Source organism: Deinococcus radiodurans R1 = ATCC 13939 = DSM 20539 (assembly GCF_000008565.1).
Taxonomy (GTDB): Bacteria; Deinococcota; Deinococci; order Deinococcales; family Deinococcaceae; genus Deinococcus; species Deinococcus radiodurans.
In genome coordinates, this window is record NC_001263.1 from 1,337,835 (window position 1) to 1,356,882 (window position 19,048).

Below are 19,048 nucleotides of genomic sequence, written 5' to 3' on the forward strand. Positions count from 1 at the left end.
GCCACAGCTCCTATATAGAAAATTTATTTTTATATGAAAACAATGCACAAAGAAAGGAACAATGGTTCGTGCAGTTTTAGGCGGCTTTGAGGCCGAAATTTAGCGGACTGGACGGCAGATGTTCTAATTCTTCAAAGCGGGCCGAGAGATCCAACTTGGACAAAATCACTTGGGCCAGCAGGGCGTTATACGCCCTGCGTTTCATGTCTTCGAGACTGAACACCAGATTCTGTCCGCCCTCTGCTGCTCGCAGGGCCTCAAGGCGACAGAGGTTCAGGGTCAGCAAGACCACGTTCCAATGCGCCTCAATGCCTGGCTGTGACCGCAATTGCACATCCTGGCCTCCCAGGAACTGCTTGGCATCCCGGAAGATCAGTTCAATCTCGAAACGGCTCCGGTACAGCGCAATGACCTCATGAGCGGGCATCGTCACAGCGGTGCTGAACAGCACCGCGTAACCCGTCACTTGACCCTTTTTACCGACCTGCTGGATGACGACTGCACGCACTTCTCGCGCCCACTGCACGCTCCAGACCACCTGAGTCCACACCCGCTCGGTCGACGTTTCAGAAACGAGGTCAAAGCGCTGCAAGTCGCTGAAATCCACCTTGCCGTCGAACTTTTTTGGCCGTCCGCGTCGTCTGGGATGCTCGCCGGTATAGAGATACTTGAGGTTGGCGTTGCGAGGAAATCTGGAGATGAATGGGAGACCGTGACCGGTCACGGTCTCCACCATGGATTCTTTCGCATAGTTCCCATCCGCAACCACAGCGGCCAGATCAAGCCGTGGAACAGTCTGGAGATCAAGCAACACGTCATCCAGCTGGTCAGCGGCCTGTTCCAGACGACTCGGGGCCTCAGACCCGGTCCGGGTCTGACGGACATCGACCGTAAATGCCTGTCGGTGCTGGACGTCAATCAGGGCACAGCAGGATTGCTCGATCCCACGTTCGGTCCGTGCGGCACAGCCATTCCAGAACGAGCCGAGGTGTGCGGTGTGCTGACCAGATTTGCGGTGAAAAGAGGCGTCGATGGCCAGAACGCACAGTGGGCTGATCAGCCCACTCTCAATCGCCGTGCTCACAGTCGCCCGGTGTACTGCGCCCCAGGGAATGGCCCCGGGGTCACTTCGGTGCAGCCAACGACGGATCGTACTCTCTGAGCAGGCCGCATATCGGGAGAGGTTCAGGACGTTCAGCCGTCCAGGAACAGCGAGAAATACGCTAAGCAGCACGGTCAGAAAATTCCGCTGCGTCTTGCGCAGCGGGACCGCGCTGAGAACGTACTGTAGGATAGCCATTAGACCCATTGGAAGCGGTGTGTTCACAGCCCCATTTTCGGTGGGTCTTTCTTTGTGACCTCAAAACTGCACGAACCATTGAAAGGAAAGGGAGGAGAGGAAAAACCCATCCCCCTTCCCATACTCAAAGCTTCTTGAGCGTCACCGCTCCGCCTTCCACCTCGGCGCGGAAGCCTTCGCCGGAGCCGTAGGCCACCTGCTCCGCCAGCACCTCACCGGCAATGAAGTCCTGCCACGCCTGCGCCGCTTCCAGCGCCTCGCCATCCAGTTCCAGCGCGAGGGCAATCCGGTCCTGCACCTCGAAGCCCGCCGCCTTGCGGGCCTCCTGAATGGCGCGAACGAGATCACGGGCCAGCCCCTCGCGTACCAGTTCAGGGGTCAGGGCGGTATCGAAGGCCACCAGATACCCAGCGTCCTCGGCAGCCGCCACACCTTCGGGCGCCTTGGCGTCCACCAGCACGCTCCCCGGCGTCAGGTCGAAGGTCACGCCGTCGGCCTGCACGCTGAAGCCCTGACCGGCCTGCACCGCCGTGGCGACGGCGCGGGCGTCCGCCTCTGTCAGGGCCTTTTTCAGCACCGGAAGCTGCTTGCCGTACTGCTTGCCCACCACCGGCAGGTTCGGGCGCAGGCTGTACTGCACGAGGTCGGTGTCGCCTTCTAGGAAGGTCACGGCTTTGACGTTCAGTTCTTCCATGATCTGCGTCTGCGAGCGCTTCAGCGCGTCCAGCGCTTCGGGCGAGGCGGCGCGTACCTGCACCCCGGCGAGCGGCTGCCGGGTCTTGAGGTTGTGCGCCCCCCGCACGGCGCGGCCCAGTTCCACGACTTTCATCACGGCGGCCATGTCGGCGGTCAGCTTGCGGTCGAGCCGCTCGGCGCGGACGGTCGGCCACGGCGTCAGGTGCACCGACGACTCCTCGCCCGACAGGTTGCGGTAGAGCGCGTCGGCCAGGAAAGGTGTGAACGGCGCGGTCAGTTGCGACACCACCAGCAGCGCCTCGTGCAGCGTGGCGTAGGCGGCGGTGTCCACGGTGCCGCCCTCACCCCAGAAGCGGCTGCGACTGCGGCGCACGTACCAGTTGCTCAGGTCGTCCACGAACCCTTCCAGGGCGCGGCCCCCACTGCGGGCGTCATAGCTTTCGAGCGCCGCCGTCACGTCGCGCACCGTTTCTTCCAGGCGGGCAAGCAGCCAGCGGTCCATCTCGGGCCGCTCGGCCACGGCGGGAGCAGCGGCGAGGTCAGGTTGGTCGAGGTTCGCGTACAGCACGAAGAACGAATAGACGTTCCACAGCGTGTTCACGTAGCTGCGCTGCGCCTCGGCGACCAGACGCTCGGAAAAGCGCTTCTGGTCGCCGGGGTCCGACGCCATGAACATGTACCAGCGCACCGAGTCCGCGCCGTACTGGTCGAAGAGCGGCAGCGGCGCCACCACGTTGCCCTTGCTCTTGGACATCTTCAGGCCCTTCTCGTCCACGATGTGCCCCAGGCAGATGACGTTCTTGTACGCCGGCTGGTCGTAGAGCATCGTCGAGATGGCGTGCAGCGAGTAGAACCACCCGCGCGTCTGGTCGATCGCCTCGCAGATGTAGTCGGCGGGATAGTGCTTGGCAAATTGCTCGGCGCCGCGCACCGCTTCGCCCTGTTCGTTCAGCAGCAGTCCCCACTGCGCGTAGGGCATCGACCCCGAGTCGAACCACACGTCGAGCACCTCGGGCACGCGGCGGTACTCCTCACCGTCGAGCGTAAAGGTGATGTCGTCGATGTAAGGCCGGTGAAGGTCGAGGTCGCTCAGGTCGCGCCCCGCCAGCTCGGAGAGTTCCGCCACGCTGCCGATCACGCGCAGCTGGCCGCTCTCGGACTGCCAGAAGGGCAGCGGCGTGCCCCAGTAGCGTTCGCGGGAGATGGCCCAGTCCACGTTGCCCTCCAGCCAGTTGCCGAAGCGCCCGTGCTTGATGTTGCCCGGCACCCAGTTGATCTTTTCGTTCTGCGCCAGCATCTCGCCCGCCACCTGCGACGTGCGGATGTACCAGCCCTTCTTGGCGAAGTAGAGGATGGGGTCGCCGGTGCGGTCGTGGAAGGGATAGCGGTGTTTCAAGGTACCGGCCCAGAACATCAGGCCGCGCGCCTTCATGTCGGCGATGAGGCCCTTGTCGGCGTCCTTGAAGAACTTGCCTTGCTCGTGCGTGACTTGCAGGATGCCGTGGTCGTCCACCCCGAACATCAGCGGCACGCCGTACGCGCGGGCGACCTCCAAGTCCTCCGCGCCGTAAGCGGGCGCCTCATGCGCCACCCCGGAGCCGTCCACATCGCTCACGAAGTCGGCCATCACCACGAAGTGCAGGACCGGCTTGCCGTCACGCCGCTCGTGGAGCTCCGACACGACGCCGAGTTGAGACGCTACTTCGGGGAAGGGCGGTTCGTATTCCACCCATTCCAGATCGCGACCCTTGAAACGCGCGAGGACTTCCAGCGGAGCCGCGTCCTTGTGCAGCGCCGAGAGCCGTTCCACCGCGCCCTCGGCGACGATGACGCGCCCGCTCGGGCTGTCGGCGACCACGTAGTCGAGATCCGGGTTGACGGCAGCCAGGGTGTTGCTCGGCAGCGTCCAGGGGGTCGTCGTCCACACCAGCAGGCTCAGGCCCTGGCGCTGCTCACCACTGAGACTGCTGAGTGCGGCGTGTGCCCGCTCGGGCAACGTGTCCCAGACGATGGGGAGGCGAACATACACGCTCGGGTCGTCCACCATGCGGTAAGAGTCCACTTCACCGAGCTCGGCACGCGACAGGGTAGAGGAGATGCGCGGCGAGAGCGGCACCACTTTGTAATCTTGCGCGACCAGACCCTTTTCGTGCAGGCGCCGCAGCAAGTTCCACACCGACTCCACGTAGCTGTTCTGGTAGGTGATGTAGGGGTCGCCCAGGTCGAGCCAGTAGCCCATGCGCTCGGTGAGTTCGTTCCAGTCCTGAATGGTTTCCCAGACGGACGTGCGGCACAGGCGGTTGAATTCCTCGAGTTCCTCGCGGCTCGCCCCGTGGTTGCGGCCCAGCCAGCCGAGCTTTTTTTCCACGCTGATTTCCACCGGCAGGCCGTGGGTGTCCCAGCCGCCCTTGCGGGTGACGTGGTGGCCCTGCATCACCTTGAAGCGGGGAAAGAGGTCCTTGAACGAGCGGGCGAGCACGTGGTGGAGGGCGGGCTTGCCGTTGGCGGTGGGCGGCCCTTCATAGAACACGAACTCGCCTGCCGGAGCGGGGCGGGTCTGCGTCTGCTCGAAGACCTGCTCATCCTTCCATTTCTGGAGGATGTCGGCTTCCAATTGGCGGAAGTTAGGCTGCGTGGGGACAGGGGCGAAGGTACGTTTGGTCATGAATGCTCCGTTGAGAGTTGATGGGTGATGGTGGATGGAGCTTTCGTGAGGGCAGAAGAAGCAGTCTCTCTCAACCGTCTCCCATCACCCATCAGCAAAAACCCCGCCCCAGCCGCGCATTCAGACCTTCGCCTGAGCACTTGCCGGGACGCGCTGGAGCTTGCCGCGTGGTACCACCCAACTTCACCGCCCATATTTGGCGGTCTCATTCCAAGGCCCTCTGCCGGGGGGCGTCCGGGCAGGTCTAGTGGGCCGCAGGCCGTTCTTCTGCCGGCGCGGGAGGGGATCTTCGCGGCTCGGTCGGGGGCGGTCAGGCTCTCACCGTCCCTGACTCGCTCTTGCCCCCGTGTCCGAGGCTACTGGCCTCACGTTCGCCTGGGTTGTCCGGGCATGTTAAGGCGGGGCGGGGCCAGGGGTCAATGCGCCATTCAGCGGAGGACCGCACGGAAGCGCGGGGCAGCGTTTAGACAGCCCCCCGGCCCGCTGCCCGCGCCGGCCCAGCCCTGCACCGTAGGTGGAGGCCGTGTCCCAGCCCCCTACTTCCCCCGCGCCGCCCGCCGGGGGCTTTCCGACTGGGGCGCTGGTGGCTTCGCGGCGGCGCACTCCTCGCCCGCGCAGGGGGCCAGCGCCCTGGCGAGCATGTACCTGCTCCTGGGCGTGATGGGCATGACCCTGTGCTGGCGCTACCGGGTGCCGGTGGTTCTCGGCTGGAACACGCCGGGGCTGGCGGTTCTGATCGCCTCGGCGGGCCGGTTCACGGCGGCGGAAGTCGTGGGGGCGCTGCTCGTCAGCGGGGCGGTGCTGGCACTGGTGGGCCTGAGCCGGGCCTTCGACTGGCTGGCCCGCACCCTGCCGTTGCCGCTGGCCTTGGCGCTGCTGGCCGGGGTGCTGCTGCCGTTCGTGCTGCGTGGACTGGCGGCCATTCCGCAGGCTCCGGCGCTCACCCTGCCCACCCTGCTCGCCTACCTGCTGGCCCGCGTGTTCGCGCCGCGCTGGGCGGTGCCGCTGGCACTGGTGACCGGGGTAACGGTGGCGGCCCTGACTGGGCAACTGCATTTGAGCGCCCTGGGCCATACGTCGCTGCTGGCACGGCCCGAGTGGATCACTCCCACGTTCAGCTCTCAGGCGCTGCTCACCCTGGCGCTGCCCTGCACTATCCTGGCGCTGACCTCGCAGCATCTGGCGGGTATGGCGGTGTTGCACACCCACGGTTACCGGCAGGTGCCGCCCGCGCTGCTCGTCACGGTCACGGGCGCCGCGTCTGCCCTCGCCGCGCCGCTCGGCAGCGTGACCATGAACATGGGGGCCATCACAGCGGCCATCTGCATGGGCCCGGACGTTCACCCCGACCCGAACCGCCACTACGTCGCGGGGCTGGCCTGCGCGGGCGGTTACCTCGTCCTGGGCCTGTGCGCGGGCGCCCTGCTCGGCCTCGCCGGAAGTTTCCCCGCGCCGCTGATGCAACTGCTGGCAGGACTCGCGCTCCTCGGCTCGGTGCTCAGCGGCCTGCAAAATGCCCTGAGCGACCCGCGCTGGCGCGAGGGGGCGCTGCTCGCCTTCGCCTGTACCGCTGCCGGTTTCAGTTTTCTGAATATCGGCGGAGCGCTGTGGGGTCTGCTGCTCGGCTGGGGCAGCGCCGCGCTCGCGCAGTGGGCGCAGCGGGAAAAAGGCGGTGGGCTGGCCTGAAGGTCGAGCGCCCGTTGCACCTGAACAGGGGGCACCCGGCCCCTTTTTTTCTGACCGGGGCGGCGTATGCTGGAGGCATCCGGCACAGGTCAGGCAGGGCAAAAGCGGCGCTGGCCCGGCTGTGCCACTCAGGAGGACTCACATGGAATTTTTCATCGACACCGCCATCGTGGACGAAATCAGGGAAATCAACGCCTGGGGCGTGCTCTCGGGCGTGACGACCAACCCCAGCCTGATCGTCGCCTCGGGCCGCGATTTCAAGGAAGTCATCGGTGAGATCGCCGAGCTGGTGCCCGGCGGCGCCATCAGCGCCGAAGTCACCGCGCTCGACGCCGAGGGTATGATCAAGGAAGGCAAAGACGTGGCCGCCTGGCACAAGCAGGTCGTCGTTAAGCTCCCGCTGACCCCCGCCGGGCTGCAAGCGTGCAAAGCGCTTACGAGCGAAGGCATCAAGACCAACGTGACCCTGTGCTTCAGCGTACCGCAGGCGCTGCTCGCCGCCCGCGCCGGGGCGACCTACGTCTCGCCCTTCGTGGGCCGGGTGGACGACACCGGCTGGGACGGCTCGGAACTCATCCGTCAGATCAAGGAAGCCTTCGTGCTCGGCGATATCCAGACCAAGGTGCTCGCCGCCAGCATCCGGCACCCGCAGCACGTGGTGCAGGCCGCGCTTGCCGGCGCCGACGTGGCGACCATTCCCTACAAGGTCTTTACCCAGATGGTCAAGCACCCGCTGACCCAGGCAGGCCTCGACAGCTTCATGGCCGACTGGGCCAAGCGCCAGGGTGCCAGCCCGGAAACGCCCCCCAGTGAAGCCGGCACCAACCCGGTCAAGAAAGAAGGATGACTGTGACTGAGGTCGCTCCCCAGGCCCTGCCCTTTCAGGAGCTTCAGGAAAAGATTCTGCCTGAACTGCACCTGCTCGCCGCCGGGCTGGGCATCGAAAACTACCGCAAGCTGAAGAAAGACGCTCTGGCGCTCGCCATCATGGAAAAGCAGGCCGACGCCGAGGGCCAGAGCCTCGCACGCGGCTACCTCGACATCACGTCGGACGGCTACGGCTTCTTGCAGGCCGACCTGCTCGACCCGGCCAGCCGCTCGGTGCTCGTCACGGCGGGCGTCATCAAGCAGTATCACCTGCGAACCGGTGACGAGGTCATCGGGCGTGCCCGCAAGCCGCGTGAAAACGAGCGTTACGGCTCGCTCGTGCGCGTCGAAGCCGTCAACGGCCTGGACCCCGAAGCCGCCCGGCAGCGCCCGCGCTTCGACGACCTGACCCCGACGTTCCCCGACCAGCAGCTCGTGCTCGAAGACCCCAGCACTGATGACGGCCTGAGCCTGCGCGTGGTGGACCTGCTCGTGCCCATCGGGCGGGGGCAGCGGGCGCTGATCGTGGCGCCTCCCAAAGCAGGGAAGACCACGCTGCTCAAGAAAATCGCCAACTCCATCACCAAGAATTATCCCGACGTGACGGTGATGGTCCTCCTGGTCGACGAGCGCCCCGAAGAAGTCACCGATTTCCGCGAGAGCGTGCAGGGCGCCCAGGTCATCGCCTCGACCTTCGACGAGCCGCCGCAGCACCACGTCCGCGTCGCTGAGTTCGTCCACGAACGCGCCCGCCGCATCGTGGAGGAGGGGGGGCATGTCGTGATTCTGCTCGACTCCATCACCCGCCTCGCCCGCGCCAACAACCTCGTCACGCCCCCCACGGGCCGCACGCTCTCGGGCGGTCTGGACTCCAACGCGCTGCACTGGCCCAAGCGTTTTCTGGGGGCCGCCCGCAACATCCGCGAGGGCGGCAGCCTGACCATCCTGGCGACCGCGCTGGTGGAAACCGGCAGCCGCATGGACGACGTGATTTTCGAGGAGTTCAAGGGCACCGGCAACGCCGAACTCGTCCTGTCGCGCCGCCTGGAGGAGAGGCGAATCTTTCCGGCGCTCGACATCCTCAAATCGGGCACCCGCCGCGAGGAGCTGCTGCTTCAGCCCGAGGTCCTCAAGAAAATGTGGCTGCTGCGTAAGGTCATCAGCGACATGGACCCCGCCGACGCGATGGAAATGCTGCTGGGCCGCATGGGCAAGACGCGCAACAACGTCGAGTTCCTGGCTGCCCTGGCTGGCTAAAGCTTTTTTGTGGGGCATGGGCGGAAGCTCATGCCTTTTACATTGTTCGAGAGGTAAAAAATTTTATATGAAAAAGATTGGAAGGCATGGTAAATAAACAGCCTTCCCCAGCCCCCACTTACGCCAGGGAAGACCAAAACATCACCTCAACGCGTCCAGCATCCCCAGCACATCCGGTACCTTGAGGCTCGCACCGCCGACCAGCGCGCCGTTCACGTTGGGCTTACCGCAAATCTCGGCGATATTCTCCGGCTTCACGCTGCCGCCGTACAGCACGCGAATGCCTTCAGCGCGGGCACCGTATTGCTCGCGTAGCGCCCCACGAATGGCGGCAGCGAGTTCCTCGGCGTCGTCCGCTGTGGCCGTCTTGCCGGTGCCGATGGCCCAGACTGGCTCGTAAGCCACGACCACGTCGGCGCCCACGCCTTCCAGGCTGCCACGCAGTTGCGCCAGCGTCTGCGGCACGTGCTCGCCGCGCTCGCGCACATCCAAGTTTTCACCCACGCAAACAATCGGCAGCAGCCCGTTTGCCTGCGCCTGACGCGCTTTGGCGGCCACATYCGCGTCGCTTTCATCGTGGTACTCGCGGCGCTCGGAGTGACCGACGACCACGCAGCTTGCGCCCGCGTCTTTCAGCATCGCCGCGCTGATTTCGCCGGTGTAGGCGCCCGACTCGTGGGCCGAAACGTCCTGCCCGCCGAAGGCGATGCCTGCCGGGAGGTTGGCCGCCAGCGCCGAGAGGTCCAGCGCCGGGGCCAGCACGGCGAGGTCCACACCCTCGGCGGGGGCGTACTTGGTGGTCAGTTCTTCCGCCCACGACCGCGCTTCGGTGGGCGTCTTGTTCATTTTCCAGTTGAGAGCCAAGAGGGTCTGCATAGTTTCTCCTTGAGAAGCAAAGCCGCAGGGGAGACCAACTCACGCCTGCGGCTTTGCCGAATTAAATGGCGGGCCGGAAAAAATAGGTCGTGCGCTGCACGATTTTTCCGTCTTGCACGCGGTACACGTCGGCAAAGCGTTCTTCAAGAGCCTCGCCTGCGCGGCTGGTTCCCCGGAAAACGCCGAACGACACGGCACTGCCCGTCTCCGAGCAGGTCACATCTTCCACGGTGTGTCGGCCCGAGCCGATGACCCGTTCGTGACGGTAAAACTGCTCGATGCGCGGCAGCCCCTGCAAAGGCTCATAGCCGGGGCGCTCGTAGACGGCGTCGGCAGCAAAAACGTCGCCCAGGCGGTCATAATCCGCGCTGTCGATGATGGTAAAGAGACGGGTGATCAGGTCGCGGGCGTCATTGATATTCATCGTGTGGCCTCCTGCAGGAGCGGGCACTGCCCCAGACTTATGGACAGGCGCACCAGATACCCGTCGGGGTCTTGCACCAGAAATTGCCTCACGCCTGTCTCGTGGTCGCCTGCTCTGTACCATTTTTCTTCGGGGGCCAGAAACAGCGGCCAGTCTGCCGCCATCAGGCGGGCCAGAGGCACGTCAAGATCTGAAACACTAATCTCAAAGTTGATTCCCCGGCCCAGTGGCCGTTGCAGCGGCGCCGTTTCCCAGGTGCGGGACTGCCCAATCTGGTCGAGCATGCTGTGGGCATTGCCCAGCGTCAGATAGGCAAAACCCTCCTCCGGGCGCTCGTACTTCAGCCCAAAGCCCAGCAGGTTGACCCAGAAGCCCAGACTGGTGGCCAGGTCGGCCACCGCCAGTTCCGGGACAAGGTCAGGTTCGCTCACGCCATCGCCACGACGCCGGGCAGCTCCTTGCCTTCCAGCAGTTCCAGGCTCGCACCGCCGCCGGTGGAGATGTGGTCGATCTGGTCGGCCTTGCCGCTCTTGTTGATGGCGCTCACCGAGTCGCCGCCGCCGACCACGGTGTAGGCCTGGTCTTTCAGGCTCCCCACCGCCGCCGCCACCGCGTTGGTGCCTGCCGCGAACTGGTCGAACTCGAACACGCCCATCGGACCGTTCCAGAAGACAGTTTTGGCGCCCTGCAAGGCGTCGGCATACGCCCGCTGCGTGTCAGGCCCGATATCGAGGCCCATCCAGCCGTCAGGAATCTGGTCGGCAGGGACGACTTTGCTCTGAGCATCGGCGGCGAATTTGTCGGCGGCCACCGCGTCGGTCGGAAGCAGCAGCTTGTCACCGTACTTCTCCAGCAACCCCTTCGCCAGGTCAAGCTGGTCGTCTTCCACCAGACTGTTGCCGATCTGCCCGCCGCGCGCCTTGATGAAGGTGAACATCATTCCGCCGCCGATCAGCATGCGGTCCACTTTGGGCAGCAGGTTCTCGATCACCTTGATCTTGTCGCTGACTTTCGCCCCGCCGATGATGACCACGTAGGGATGCTCCGGCGCGTGCAGCAACTTGCCGAGCGCGTCCACTTCGCTCTGGAGCAGCCCGCCCGCCGCGTGCGGTAGCTTGCCGGCCACGCCGCTGACCGACGAGTGCGCCCGGTGCGCCGAGCCAAACGCGTCGAGGACGAAGGCGTCACCCAGCTTGGCCAGCTTGTCGTTCAGCGCCGCATCGTTCTTTTCCTCGCCCGCCTCGAAGCGCACGTTTTCCAGCAGCGCGACTTCACCGGGCCTGAGCGCCTGCACGGCCTGGAGGGTTTCGTCGCTGCCTGGCAGGCTGGGAATGAACTTCACGTCCTGCCCGAGTGCGCGGCTGACGGCCTCAGCCACCGGCTTCAGGCTGTACTTGTCCTCGGGGCCATTCTTGGGCCGTCCGAAGTGGCTCATCAGCACGACGCTGGCGCCGCCGTCAAGCAGCTTCTTGATGGTCGGCACGCTCGCCGTGATGCGGGTGTCGTCCTGTACCACGCCGTCCCCAACCGGCACGTTGTAGTCCACGCGCACCAGGACGCGCTTGCCCTTGACATCCAATTGACTGAGGTTTTGCATGGGTGTTCCTCCGGAATGTGGATGGTCAAGAGGTGATGGTTGATGGAGCGGGCACAAACCCGTCAACCATCAACCATCACCTCTCAACGTTTAGCCTTTGTTCTGAACGAGCTGCACCAGGTCCGCGATGCGGTTGCTGTAGCCCCACTCGTTGTCGTACCACGAGAAGAACTTGACGAGGTTGCCCATCGCCATGGTCAGGCCGCCGTCAATGATCGCGCTGTGCGGGTCGCCCTGAATGTCGGTCAGCACAATGGGGTCTTCGGTGTAGGCCATGATGCCTTTGTACTTGCCGTTCGCGGCTTCACGGAAGACGTTGTTGACTTCCTCGACAGTCACGTCGCGCCCCAGGATCACGCTCACGTCGCTGATCGAGCCGGTGGGCGTGGGCACGCGCAGGCTGGTGCCGTCGAACTTGCCCTTCAGCGCGGGGTACACCTGCGACACAGCCTTGGCGGCGCCGGTCGAGGTGGGAATGATGTTGATCGCAGCGGCGCGGGCGCGGCGCAGGTCGCTGTGCGGCAGGTCCAGCACGCGCTGGTCGTTGGTGTAGCTGTGCACGGTGGTCATGATGGCCTTCTCGATGCCGAACGCCTCGTCGATGACCTTCATCGGCACGCCGAGGCTGTTGGTGGTGCAGCTGGCATTGGAGATGATGTGGTGGTTGGCGGGGTCGTACTGCTCGTCGTTCACGCCCAGCACGATGGAGAAGTCCTCGCCCTTGGCCGGCGCGGTGATGATGACCTTCTTGGCCCCGCCCTGCATGTGCTTGGAGGCCCCTTCGCGGCTGGTGAAGATGCCGGTGGATTCGATCACGATGTCGGCGCCGTACTCGCCCCACTTGATGTTGGCGGGGTCGCGCTCGGCGATGGCCTGAATCTTCTTGCCGTTGACCGTCAGGCTGCTTTCGTCGTACTCCACGGTGCCGTCAAAGCGCCCGGCGGTCGAGTCGTACTTGAGCAGGTGCGCCAGCGTGTGGTTGTCGGTCAGGTCGTTGATGGCGACCACTTCGACGCCGCGCGCTTCGAGGATGCGGAAAACCAGCCGACCGATGCGGCCAAAGCCGTTGATGCCTACTTTCATGAGAGACCTCCGGGTCTGAGGGCCAACCCTGTATCACGTTGTGCGCCTCGCAGCACACAGTTTAACCACAAACCTCACGTTTGCCGTCCCGGCGGCGGGAACGCGCCCCGCCAGACACGGCGCCGTACACTGGCCCGCATGACAGCCGCCCCCCCCCTCCAAGCGGTGCTTTTCGACCGCGACGACACCCTCGCCCTCACCGACCCCGCCGTGTACCGCGAAGCGGCGCTGTGGATGCAGGAGCGCTTCGGGCTCGACCCCCGGCAGGCCGGGCACACGCTGGCGCAGGTCTGGGAAGAACGCATGAACGACTGGTGGGACCTGCGCTCGCACGAGGACGAGGAGCAGTTCTGGGAAGAGTACGGCAGCGACCTGACCGCCCGCCTAGGCCTGGGCCCCGAGGCCGCCGCCGAAGTGATGGCCGCCTACCCCTACGAGCGCTACATGAAGCCAGTCGCGGGCGCCCGCGAGGTGCTGAGCGAACTGCGCCGCCGCGGGCTGAAAACCGGCGTGCTGAGCAACACCCTGCCGAGCATCGACCGCACGCTGGACGCCCTGGGCCTCGCCGACCTGATCGACGTGCCGCTGGCGACCTGCCTGCTCGGGGTGCACAAGCCCGAAGCCCGCGCCTTTACCCTCGCCGCCGAGGCGCTGGGTTGCCGGCCCGAGGAAGTGCTCTTCATCGACGACCGGCCCGAAAACGTCAGCGCGGCGCAGGCGGTGGGGATGCGCGCGGCGCTGATCGACCACAGCGGCCAGACACCCGGCGCCCTGAGCGACCTAAGGGAGGTGCTCGAGCTGTGCTGATCGACAGCCACCTCGACCTCGCCTGGAACGCGGGGCAGGGCCGCGACCTGACGCAGGAGCTCACCGAACTGCGCCGCACCGATCCCCTCGCCCCCACACAGACGGCCACCGTCACCTTTCCCGAACTCGCGGCGGCGGGCCTGCGGGTGGCGTTCGGCACCCTCTTCGCGCTGCCCCAAACGACCGAGCACGACGGCTACGTGGACCACGCCGGAGCACGGGCGCAGGCCCTCGCGCAACTCGCGCAGTACGAACGCTGGCAGGAAGAAGGCTGGCTGCGGCTGTTACGCACCCGCGCCGACCTCCGCGAGCACCTCGGCGCGCCCTCCGAAAGCCTCGGCGTGGTGCTGCTGATGGAAGGCGCCGACCCGGTGGCGGGGCCAGACGACCTCCNTTTCTGGCAGGAGCGCGGCGTGCGCCTCATCGGCCCGGCTGGGGCCGCACCCGCCATGCCGGCGGCACCGACGCGCCCGGCCCACTCACCCCGGAAGGCCGCGAGCTGGTGCAGGCGATGCGCGACCTCGGCCTGACCCTCGACGCCTCCCACCTCGACGACGTCTCTTTCTGGGACGCCGCCGAACTGGGGGTGCGGATGGTCTCCACCCACGCCAACGCCCGCGCCCTGGTGCCCGGCAACCGGCAGCTCAGCGACGAGATGGCGCGGCACATCGTCTCCACTGGCGGCGTGCTGGGCATGGTCGTCCACAGCAAATTCACCCGCCCCGGCTGGCGCCCCGGCGCCGAGCGCGCCCCGCTCGGCGACCTGGTGCGCCACGCCGAGCACTTCGCCGCGCTGGTCGGCTGGGAGCACCTCGGCCTGGGCAGCGACCTCGACGGCGGCTTCGGGGCCGAGAAGACCCCGGCAGGCATCGACCGCTACCGTGACCTCACGCGCTTTCTCGACCTGCTGCCACAAGAAGCACAGGCCGGCGTCCGAGGCGAGAACTGGCAACGCTGGCTGCTTGAGCATCTTTTCTCAAGTTAGATACCAAGCGTTTCTTTTCACAATCGAACCCAAAAGAGAGGGAGCCTACGCTCCCCGCTTTTTATTCGCCCCGAACCTGCACGCCCACTTCGGCGAGCTGCGCATCCTCGACGGGGGAGGGGGCCTGCGCCATCAGATCGGCGCCGCGGTTGTTTTTGGGGAAGGCGATGACTTCGCGGATGCTGCCCGCGCCGCTCATCAGCATCAGCAGGCGGTCAAAGCCCCAGGCGATGCCGCCGTGCGGAGGCGTGCCGTATTCCAACGCGTCGAGAAAGAAGCCGAACTTCTCGCGCGCAGCCTCCTCGGAAAAGCCGATGGCCTGGAACATCTTCGCCTGCACCTCGGGGTCGTGAATACGCACCGAGCCGCCGCCGATTTCAAAGCCGTTCATCACGAGGTCGTAGGCCTGCGCGCGCATCTCGCCCTGCCGCTCGGTGCCGAACAGCGCCACGTCGCCCGGGTGCGGCGCGGTGAAGGGGTGGTGCATGTAGGTCCAGCTCTGCGAGTCCTCGTCGAATTCGAGCTGCGGAAAGTCCACCACCCAGGACACATGAAACTGCGGCCCGCCCGCCGCCAGGTCGAACAGGTCCCGCAGCGCGAGGCGCACCGCTCCCAGCGCCGTGACCGCTTTTTTCCACTCGCCCGCCGCGAACAGCAGCGTGCCGCCCTGCGCGACGCCGGTCTGCTCGATCAGCTGCGGGGCAATCCCGCCCACGAACTTGGAGATGCCGCCCGTAAACCCTTCACCGTCACGCCGCAGCCAGGCCAGACCGCCCGCGCCGTTTTGCTTGGCGACGCGCTCGAGTTCGTCGATCTGCTTGCGCGTCAGCTCGGGCGCGACGAGGACTTTGACGCTCGGGGCACTTGCAAACGCCGCAAATTCCCCGCCCCGGAACAGCCCGGTCACGTCGGTAAAGGCCGAGTCGAAGCGCAAATCCGGCTTGTCGGAGCCGTAGCGGTCCATCGCGTCGAAGTAGCTCATGCGCGGAAAGGGGAGAGGCAACTCCACGTCCAGCACCCGCCTGAACACGTGCGCGAGCAGCCGCTCCTGCACTTCGAGCACGTCGTCCTGCTCGACAAAGCTCATCTCCATATCGAGCTGCGTGAAGTCGGGCTGGCGGTCGGCGCGCAGGTCCTCGTCGCGGAAGCAGCGGGCGAGCTGGTAGTAGCGGTCGAAGCCCGCGATCATCAGCAGTTGCTTGAACAGCTGCGGGCTCTGCGGCAGCGCGTAGAATTCACCGGGATTCAGGCGCGAGGGCACCAGAAAGTCACGCGCGCCCTCGGGCGTGGACTTGGTGAGCATCGGCGTTTCGACCTGAATAAAGCCCTCGGCGTCGAGAAATTCGGTGACGGCGGTCACGGCCTTGGAGCGCAGCATCAGGGCGCGCTGCATCTCCGGGCGGCGCAGGTCGAGGTAGCGGTACTTCAGTCGAATATCCTCAGCCACGCTCTCGCCCTTGTCGAGTTCAAAAGGCGGCGTCTTGGCGGCGTTCAACACCTTGACCCGGCTGGCAATGACCTCGAAGTCGGCCAGGCCCCCCTTGCGCTGCGACTCGGGGCGGGGTTGAAAGGTGCCCTCGATTTCGGCCACGTACTCGGCGCGCAGGCGGTCGGCCTCGGCAAAAGCGGGAGAATCGGGCTCGACCTGCACCTGCACGGTGCCGGAGCGGTCGCGCAGCTCTAGAAAAATCAGGCCGCCCAGGTCGCGGCGGCGGCTGACCCAGCCTTGCAGGGTGACGGTTTGTTGTTGCTGCGCTTGGCCGAGCTGGCCGATCAGGGACGTGCGTTTCATCACCCCCGATTATGCGCCAAACATGAAAAGGCGGCAGCGCGTGGGCGGCTGCCGCTCTTCAGGGGGCGTTTTACTTCCGGTGCTCGGGGTGCGGGTCTTCGCTGAGCATCTGCTGATGCACCTGCTCGTGCGAGAGCTTGAGGTGAACATGCTCATCCACATGGTCCACCGCGCTCAGCGGCAGCCAGTGGTGCTGGCCCTGGGCGTCCTTGGCGATCTTGATGTATTCGCCGTCGAGGTGGTCCACTTCGCCGTGGTTTTTTCCATCGGCGCAGATGATCGGCATGTGTTCCTTGATCTGATCGGTGTTCATGGACTTATCGTGCGCGCTGATCCAGAGCTGCCAGTGAGCCGGACGTTGGCGACGCGTAAAGAAAGCGGGCGGCGCTCAAGCAAGGGCCTGTCCCAGCTCCCCGACCGGCACGGTCTTTTGCTCGCCGGTGTGCAGGTTTTTCAGGCTCAGGGTCCCGGCGGCGGCTTCCTCCGACCCGATGAGGCCCACCCACACGGCGCCCCGGCGCTCGGCGTCCTTGAAGGCGCTGCCCGGTTTCATGGCGCGGTAGGCGAACTCGGCGCGGCAAGACGCGCGGGCCGCGAGCGCCACCCGCGCCGCCAGCGGCACGTTTTCTTCGTCCAGCGCCGCGACGTAGAGCTGCGGCCCGCCGCTGCCCGGAATCTCGATGCCTTCCTGCTCGAGCGCCAGCAACAGCCGCTCGACGCCGAACGCCCAGCCGATGCCCGGCACGCTGCCGCCGCCGAGTTGTTCACTCAGGCCGTCGTAGCGCCCGCCGCCGCCCAGGGCCGACTTGGCGCCGATGCCCTCGTAGTGGAGTTCCCAGGCGGTGCGGCGGTAATAGTCCAGCCCGCGCACGATGCTCGGGTCGAGGTCGAACGGCACGCCCCAGTCGCTCAGGTAGGCCTGCACCTGCCGGAAGTCGGCGGCGGCGCCTTCGCCGAGGAAGTCGAGCATGGGCCGCACGCTGAGCTCGGCCAGCAGTTCCTGGTCACTCGCGCTCTTGGAATCCAGAATCCGCATCGGGTTGCGCTCCAGGCGGTCTTTGGAATCGTCGGAGAGGCGCCCCAAGTGCGGCGAGAACAAATCACGCAGGTACGCGTTGTAGCGCTCGCGGTCCTCCGGGTCGCCGATGGACCCGAGCTTGACGCGCACGCCCCGCAGCCCCAGCTTTTGCACCACCGCCACCATCAGCGCAATCGCCTCGGCGTCGACGAGCGCGTCGGCGGAGCCCAGCACCTCGTAATCCACCTGCGTGAACTGGCGGTAGCGGCCCTTCTGGTGCCGCTCGGCGCGGAACATCGGCCCCGAGGTCCAGAGCTTGAGCGGCGCGGGCAGTTGCTTGAGCCCGTTCTCCAGATACGCCCGCACGATGCTCGCCGTGCCCTCGGGACGCAGCACGTAGCCGCCGTGGTCGCCGAAGTAGTAGACGGTAAACATCTCCTTGCGCACGATGTCGGTCGAGCCGCCCACCCCGCGCTTGACGAGTTCGGCTTCCTCGAACATCGGCGTGTCGATGCGCTGCGCCCCGGCGCGTTCGAGCACTTCACGGGCCTGCGCGATCAGCCACTCGTGGGCCGCGGCCCGTTGAAACGCTTCGGTCTTGGGACTGCCGCTCGGCAGGAGGTCGTTGGTGCCTTTGGGACGCTGAATCGCCATTCGCAGAGTGTAAGCGCCCGGACGCGCGCGGGGCCAAGGCCAGATGGCTTAAACGAGAAAAAGGCCGCCAGGGTTCTCCCAGCGGCCCCGCACGCAGACGCTCAGGCCAGCGCCAGTTCGCCCCGCTGCTCCTCGGCGAGCACGGCTTCGTAACGGTCAAGCAGCCCCGGCGCCCCGAGCAGATCCTCGAGTTCGGTCATCAGGCGGTGGTAGGGGCCGGGCCGCGCCGACTCGCCCATCAGGCCCAGGCGCCAGATCACGCCCGCCGTGGGGCCAAGGCCGCCGGTCACGCTGATTTCGCGCTGTCTCAGGGCCTGGCGCAGGCCAGCGTCGTCGAAGCCCTCGGGCAGCCGCAACGCGAGCACGGTCGGCAGGCGGTCTTCAGGGCGGCGAACGTAGTGCGAGAAGCCCAGCGGCGCCAGGGTGCGCTCGATCACGCGGCCCATCAGGCGCACGCGAGCCTGCCGGGCCTCCAGGCCTTCTTCCAGGGCCGCCCGCAGCGCCGCGTGGAACGCAAAGTGCAGGTTGACCGGCACGGTGTGGTGGTAGGTGTGGTTCACCCAGTAGTCGCGCAGTCCCTCGAAATCGCAGTACCACAGCGGCGTCTGGGTGCGCCGGGCGGCGAAGCGCGAGAAGGCGCGCTCGCTGATCGCCACCGGGGCCAGGCCGGGAGGGGCCGAGAGGCACTTTTGCGCCCCGGTGTAGGCGTAGTCCACGCCCCACTGCTGCATATGAAAGGGTTCCATGCCCGCCGTGGTCACCGCGTCCACCGTGAGCAGCGCCCCGCTGCCGCGCACGAGTTCGGCAATCTCGGGCACCGGATTCAGGACGCCGGTGCTCGTTTCGCCGTGAACGACGGCCACCATCGAAATGTCGTCGTCGAGGTGCGCGGCCACATCCGCCGGCTTGATCGCCTCGCCCAGCGGCGCAGTCACGAGGCGGACTTTGGCGCCGTAGCGCGCCGCCATCTCGGCCATGCGGCGCCCGAAGCTGCCGTTGGCGCACACCAGCACCTCGTCGCCCGCTTCCACCAGATTGGCGAAGCCCGCTTCCATCCCGAGCGAGCCCGTGCCGGCGAGAAGCGCCGTAAAGCCCTCCGGCTCGGTGCCGTACATCTCGCGCAGGTCGCGCTGAATCTCGCTGTTGAGCGCAAAGACCTCGGGGTCCATGTGCCCCAGCATCGAGCGAATCAGCGCCTTTTGCGCGCGCGGGTGAATCGGCGTCGGGCCGGGGGTCAGCAGAACGTGCTCGTCGTGGGTATCCTCGAACATCACCGGAAGAGTCTAGCCCCGCAGGCCTAAGCGCGCAACTTTATTGCTCTTTTGTGCTTATCGGACACAT

Annotated in this window: 17 protein-coding genes; 6 read left to right on the top strand and 11 right to left on the bottom strand. The window is 66.0% G+C overall.

Translation table 11 applies throughout. The features are described 5' to 3' along the window. Positions 1–76: 76 nt before the first annotated feature. Together DR_RS06865 and ileS are read right to left on the bottom strand one after the other, a co-directional pair. Positions 77–1,309, bottom strand: a complete 1,233-nt coding sequence (locus tag DR_RS06865; RefSeq protein ID WP_063653036.1) for a transposase — start codon at positions 1,307–1,309, stop codon at positions 77–79. Between the two features lie 115 nt (positions 1,310–1,424). Beyond that, on the bottom strand, positions 1,425–4,661 hold the full coding sequence (gene ileS, locus DR_RS06870) for an isoleucine--tRNA ligase (RefSeq protein ID WP_010887976.1): 3,237 nt from the start codon (positions 4,659–4,661) through the stop codon (positions 1,425–1,427). Positions 4,662–5,051: 390 nt separating this feature from the next. Between ileS and DR_RS06875 the strand changes: the two genes are divergently transcribed. The 3 genes from DR_RS06875 (at position 5,052) to rho (ending at position 8,471) form a co-directional block, all read left to right on the top strand. Beyond that, on the top strand, positions 5,052–6,347 hold the full coding sequence (locus DR_RS06875) for a benzoate/H(+) symporter BenE family transporter (protein ID WP_164927964.1): 1,296 nt from the start codon (positions 5,052–5,054) through the stop codon (positions 6,345–6,347). Positions 6,348–6,489: 142 nt separating this feature from the next. After that, on the top strand, positions 6,490–7,194 hold the full coding sequence (gene fsa / locus DR_RS06880; RefSeq protein ID WP_010887978.1) for a fructose-6-phosphate aldolase: 705 nt from the start codon (positions 6,490–6,492) through the stop codon (positions 7,192–7,194). Further along, a complete protein-coding gene (gene rho / locus DR_RS06885) occupies positions 7,191–8,471 on the top strand; it encodes a transcription termination factor Rho (RefSeq protein ID WP_010887979.1) in 1,281 nt (426 codons plus the stop codon). Before fsa ends, rho begins: the two co-directional genes overlap by 4 nt. Before the next feature lie 141 nt (positions 8,472–8,612). On the opposite strand, the gene tpiA is transcribed toward rho, so the two are convergent. The 5 genes from tpiA to gap form a co-directional block, all read right to left on the bottom strand. Next, positions 8,613–9,347 carry a triose-phosphate isomerase gene (gene tpiA / locus DR_RS06890; RefSeq protein WP_010887980.1) on the bottom strand — a complete coding sequence of 245 codons (735 nt, stop codon included), beginning with the start codon at positions 9,345–9,347 and terminating at the stop codon, positions 8,613–8,615. 61 nt (positions 9,348–9,408) lie between these two features. Further along, the gene (locus DR_RS06895) at positions 9,409–9,771 is read right to left on the bottom strand and encodes a nuclear transport factor 2 family protein (RefSeq protein WP_010887981.1); all 363 of its coding nucleotides are present in this window, start codon (positions 9,769–9,771) and stop codon (positions 9,409–9,411) included. Next, on the bottom strand, positions 9,768–10,202 hold the full coding sequence (locus tag DR_RS06900) for a bleomycin resistance protein (protein ID WP_010887982.1): 435 nt from the start codon (positions 10,200–10,202) through the stop codon (positions 9,768–9,770). The genes DR_RS06895 and DR_RS06900 overlap by 4 nt, the downstream gene beginning before the upstream one ends. Further along, a complete protein-coding gene (locus DR_RS06905; RefSeq protein ID WP_027480023.1) occupies positions 10,199–11,368 on the bottom strand; it encodes a phosphoglycerate kinase in 1,170 nt (389 codons plus the stop codon). The genes DR_RS06900 and DR_RS06905 overlap by 4 nt, the downstream gene beginning before the upstream one ends. Positions 11,369–11,458: 90 nt before the next feature. Continuing rightward, complete coding sequence (gap, locus tag DR_RS06910; RefSeq protein ID WP_010887984.1) at positions 11,459–12,451, bottom strand: type I glyceraldehyde-3-phosphate dehydrogenase; 993 nt, start codon at positions 12,449–12,451, stop codon at positions 11,459–11,461. A gap of 138 nt (positions 12,452–12,589) precedes the next feature. On the opposite strand from gap, the gene DR_RS06915 reads away from it, so the two are divergent. From DR_RS06915 to DR_RS17130, 3 genes are all read left to right on the top strand, one after another. Continuing rightward, positions 12,590–13,258, top strand: a complete 669-nt coding sequence (locus DR_RS06915) for an HAD family hydrolase (RefSeq protein ID WP_010887985.1) — start codon at positions 12,590–12,592, stop codon at positions 13,256–13,258. Continuing rightward, positions 13,252–13,788: a membrane dipeptidase gene (locus tag DR_RS17125; RefSeq protein ID WP_010887986.1), complete on the top strand. Its 537-nt coding sequence runs from the start codon at positions 13,252–13,254 to the stop codon at positions 13,786–13,788. The genes DR_RS06915 and DR_RS17125 overlap by 7 nt, the downstream gene beginning before the upstream one ends. Beyond that, on the top strand, positions 13,770–14,243 hold the full coding sequence (locus DR_RS17130) for a membrane dipeptidase (RefSeq protein WP_338107119.1): 474 nt from the start codon (positions 13,770–13,772) through the stop codon (positions 14,241–14,243). Before DR_RS17125 ends, DR_RS17130 begins: the two co-directional genes overlap by 19 nt. A 61-nt stretch (positions 14,244–14,304) precedes the next feature. On the opposite strand, the gene aspS is transcribed toward DR_RS17130, so the two are convergent. The 4 genes from aspS to DR_RS06940 form a co-directional block, all read right to left on the bottom strand. Next, a complete protein-coding gene (gene aspS / locus DR_RS06925) occupies positions 14,305–16,035 on the bottom strand; it encodes an aspartate--tRNA ligase (protein ID WP_027480025.1) in 1,731 nt (576 codons plus the stop codon). Positions 16,036–16,105: 70 nt separating this feature from the next. Beyond that, positions 16,106–16,348, bottom strand: a complete 243-nt coding sequence (locus tag DR_RS06930; RefSeq protein ID WP_010887989.1) for a DUF2171 domain-containing protein — start codon at positions 16,346–16,348, stop codon at positions 16,106–16,108. A gap of 75 nt (positions 16,349–16,423) precedes the next feature. Further along, positions 16,424–17,707, bottom strand: a complete 1,284-nt coding sequence (gene hisS, locus DR_RS06935; RefSeq protein WP_010887990.1) for a histidine--tRNA ligase — start codon at positions 17,705–17,707, stop codon at positions 16,424–16,426. A gap of 101 nt (positions 17,708–17,808) precedes the next feature. Continuing rightward, positions 17,809–18,978 (bottom strand): alanine--glyoxylate aminotransferase family protein, encoded by a 1,170-nt coding sequence (locus DR_RS06940; RefSeq protein ID WP_034350436.1) that lies wholly within the window; start codon positions 18,976–18,978, stop codon positions 17,809–17,811. Positions 18,979–19,048: the final 70 nt, after the last annotated feature.

Bases quoted from the DNA above. Each gene is read 5' to 3' on its own strand.
- DR_RS17130 (WP_338107119.1), top strand. From the start codon at position 13,770: ATGCGCGACCTCGGCCTGACCCTCGACGCCTCCCACCTCGACGACGTC.
- fsa (WP_010887978.1), top strand. From the start codon at position 6,490: ATGGAATTTTTCATCGACACCGCCATCGTGGACGAAATCAGGGAAATC.
- DR_RS06905 (WP_027480023.1), bottom strand. From the start codon at position 11,368: ATGCAAAACCTCAGTCAATTGGATGTCAAGGGCAAGCGCGTCCTGGTG.
- aspS (WP_027480025.1), bottom strand. From the start codon at position 16,035: ATGAAACGCACGTCCCTGATCGGCCAGCTCGGCCAAGCGCAGCAACAA.
- DR_RS06915 (WP_010887985.1), top strand. From the start codon at position 12,590: ATGACAGCCGCCCCCCCCCTCCAAGCGGTGCTTTTCGACCGCGACGAC.
- DR_RS06930 (WP_010887989.1), bottom strand. From the start codon at position 16,348: ATGAACACCGATCAGATCAAGGAACACATGCCGATCATCTGCGCCGAT.
- DR_RS06895 (WP_010887981.1), bottom strand. From the start codon at position 9,771: ATGAATATCAATGACGCCCGCGACCTGATCACCCGTCTCTTTACCATC.
- DR_RS06940 (WP_034350436.1), bottom strand. From the start codon at position 18,978: ATGTTCGAGGATACCCACGACGAGCACGTTCTGCTGACCCCCGGCCCG.
- hisS (WP_010887990.1), bottom strand. From the start codon at position 17,707: ATGGCGATTCAGCGTCCCAAAGGCACCAACGACCTCCTGCCGAGCGGC.
- DR_RS06875 (WP_164927964.1), top strand. From the start codon at position 5,052: ATGTTAAGGCGGGGCGGGGCCAGGGGTCAATGCGCCATTCAGCGGAGG.
- DR_RS06865 (WP_063653036.1), bottom strand. From the start codon at position 1,309: ATGGGTCTAATGGCTATCCTACAGTACGTTCTCAGCGCGGTCCCGCTG.
- gap (WP_010887984.1), bottom strand. From the start codon at position 12,451: ATGAAAGTAGGCATCAACGGCTTTGGCCGCATCGGTCGGCTGGTTTTC.
- rho (WP_010887979.1), top strand. From the start codon at position 7,191: ATGACTGTGACTGAGGTCGCTCCCCAGGCCCTGCCCTTTCAGGAGCTT.
- ileS (WP_010887976.1), bottom strand. From the start codon at position 4,661: ATGACCAAACGTACCTTCGCCCCTGTCCCCACGCAGCCTAACTTCCGC.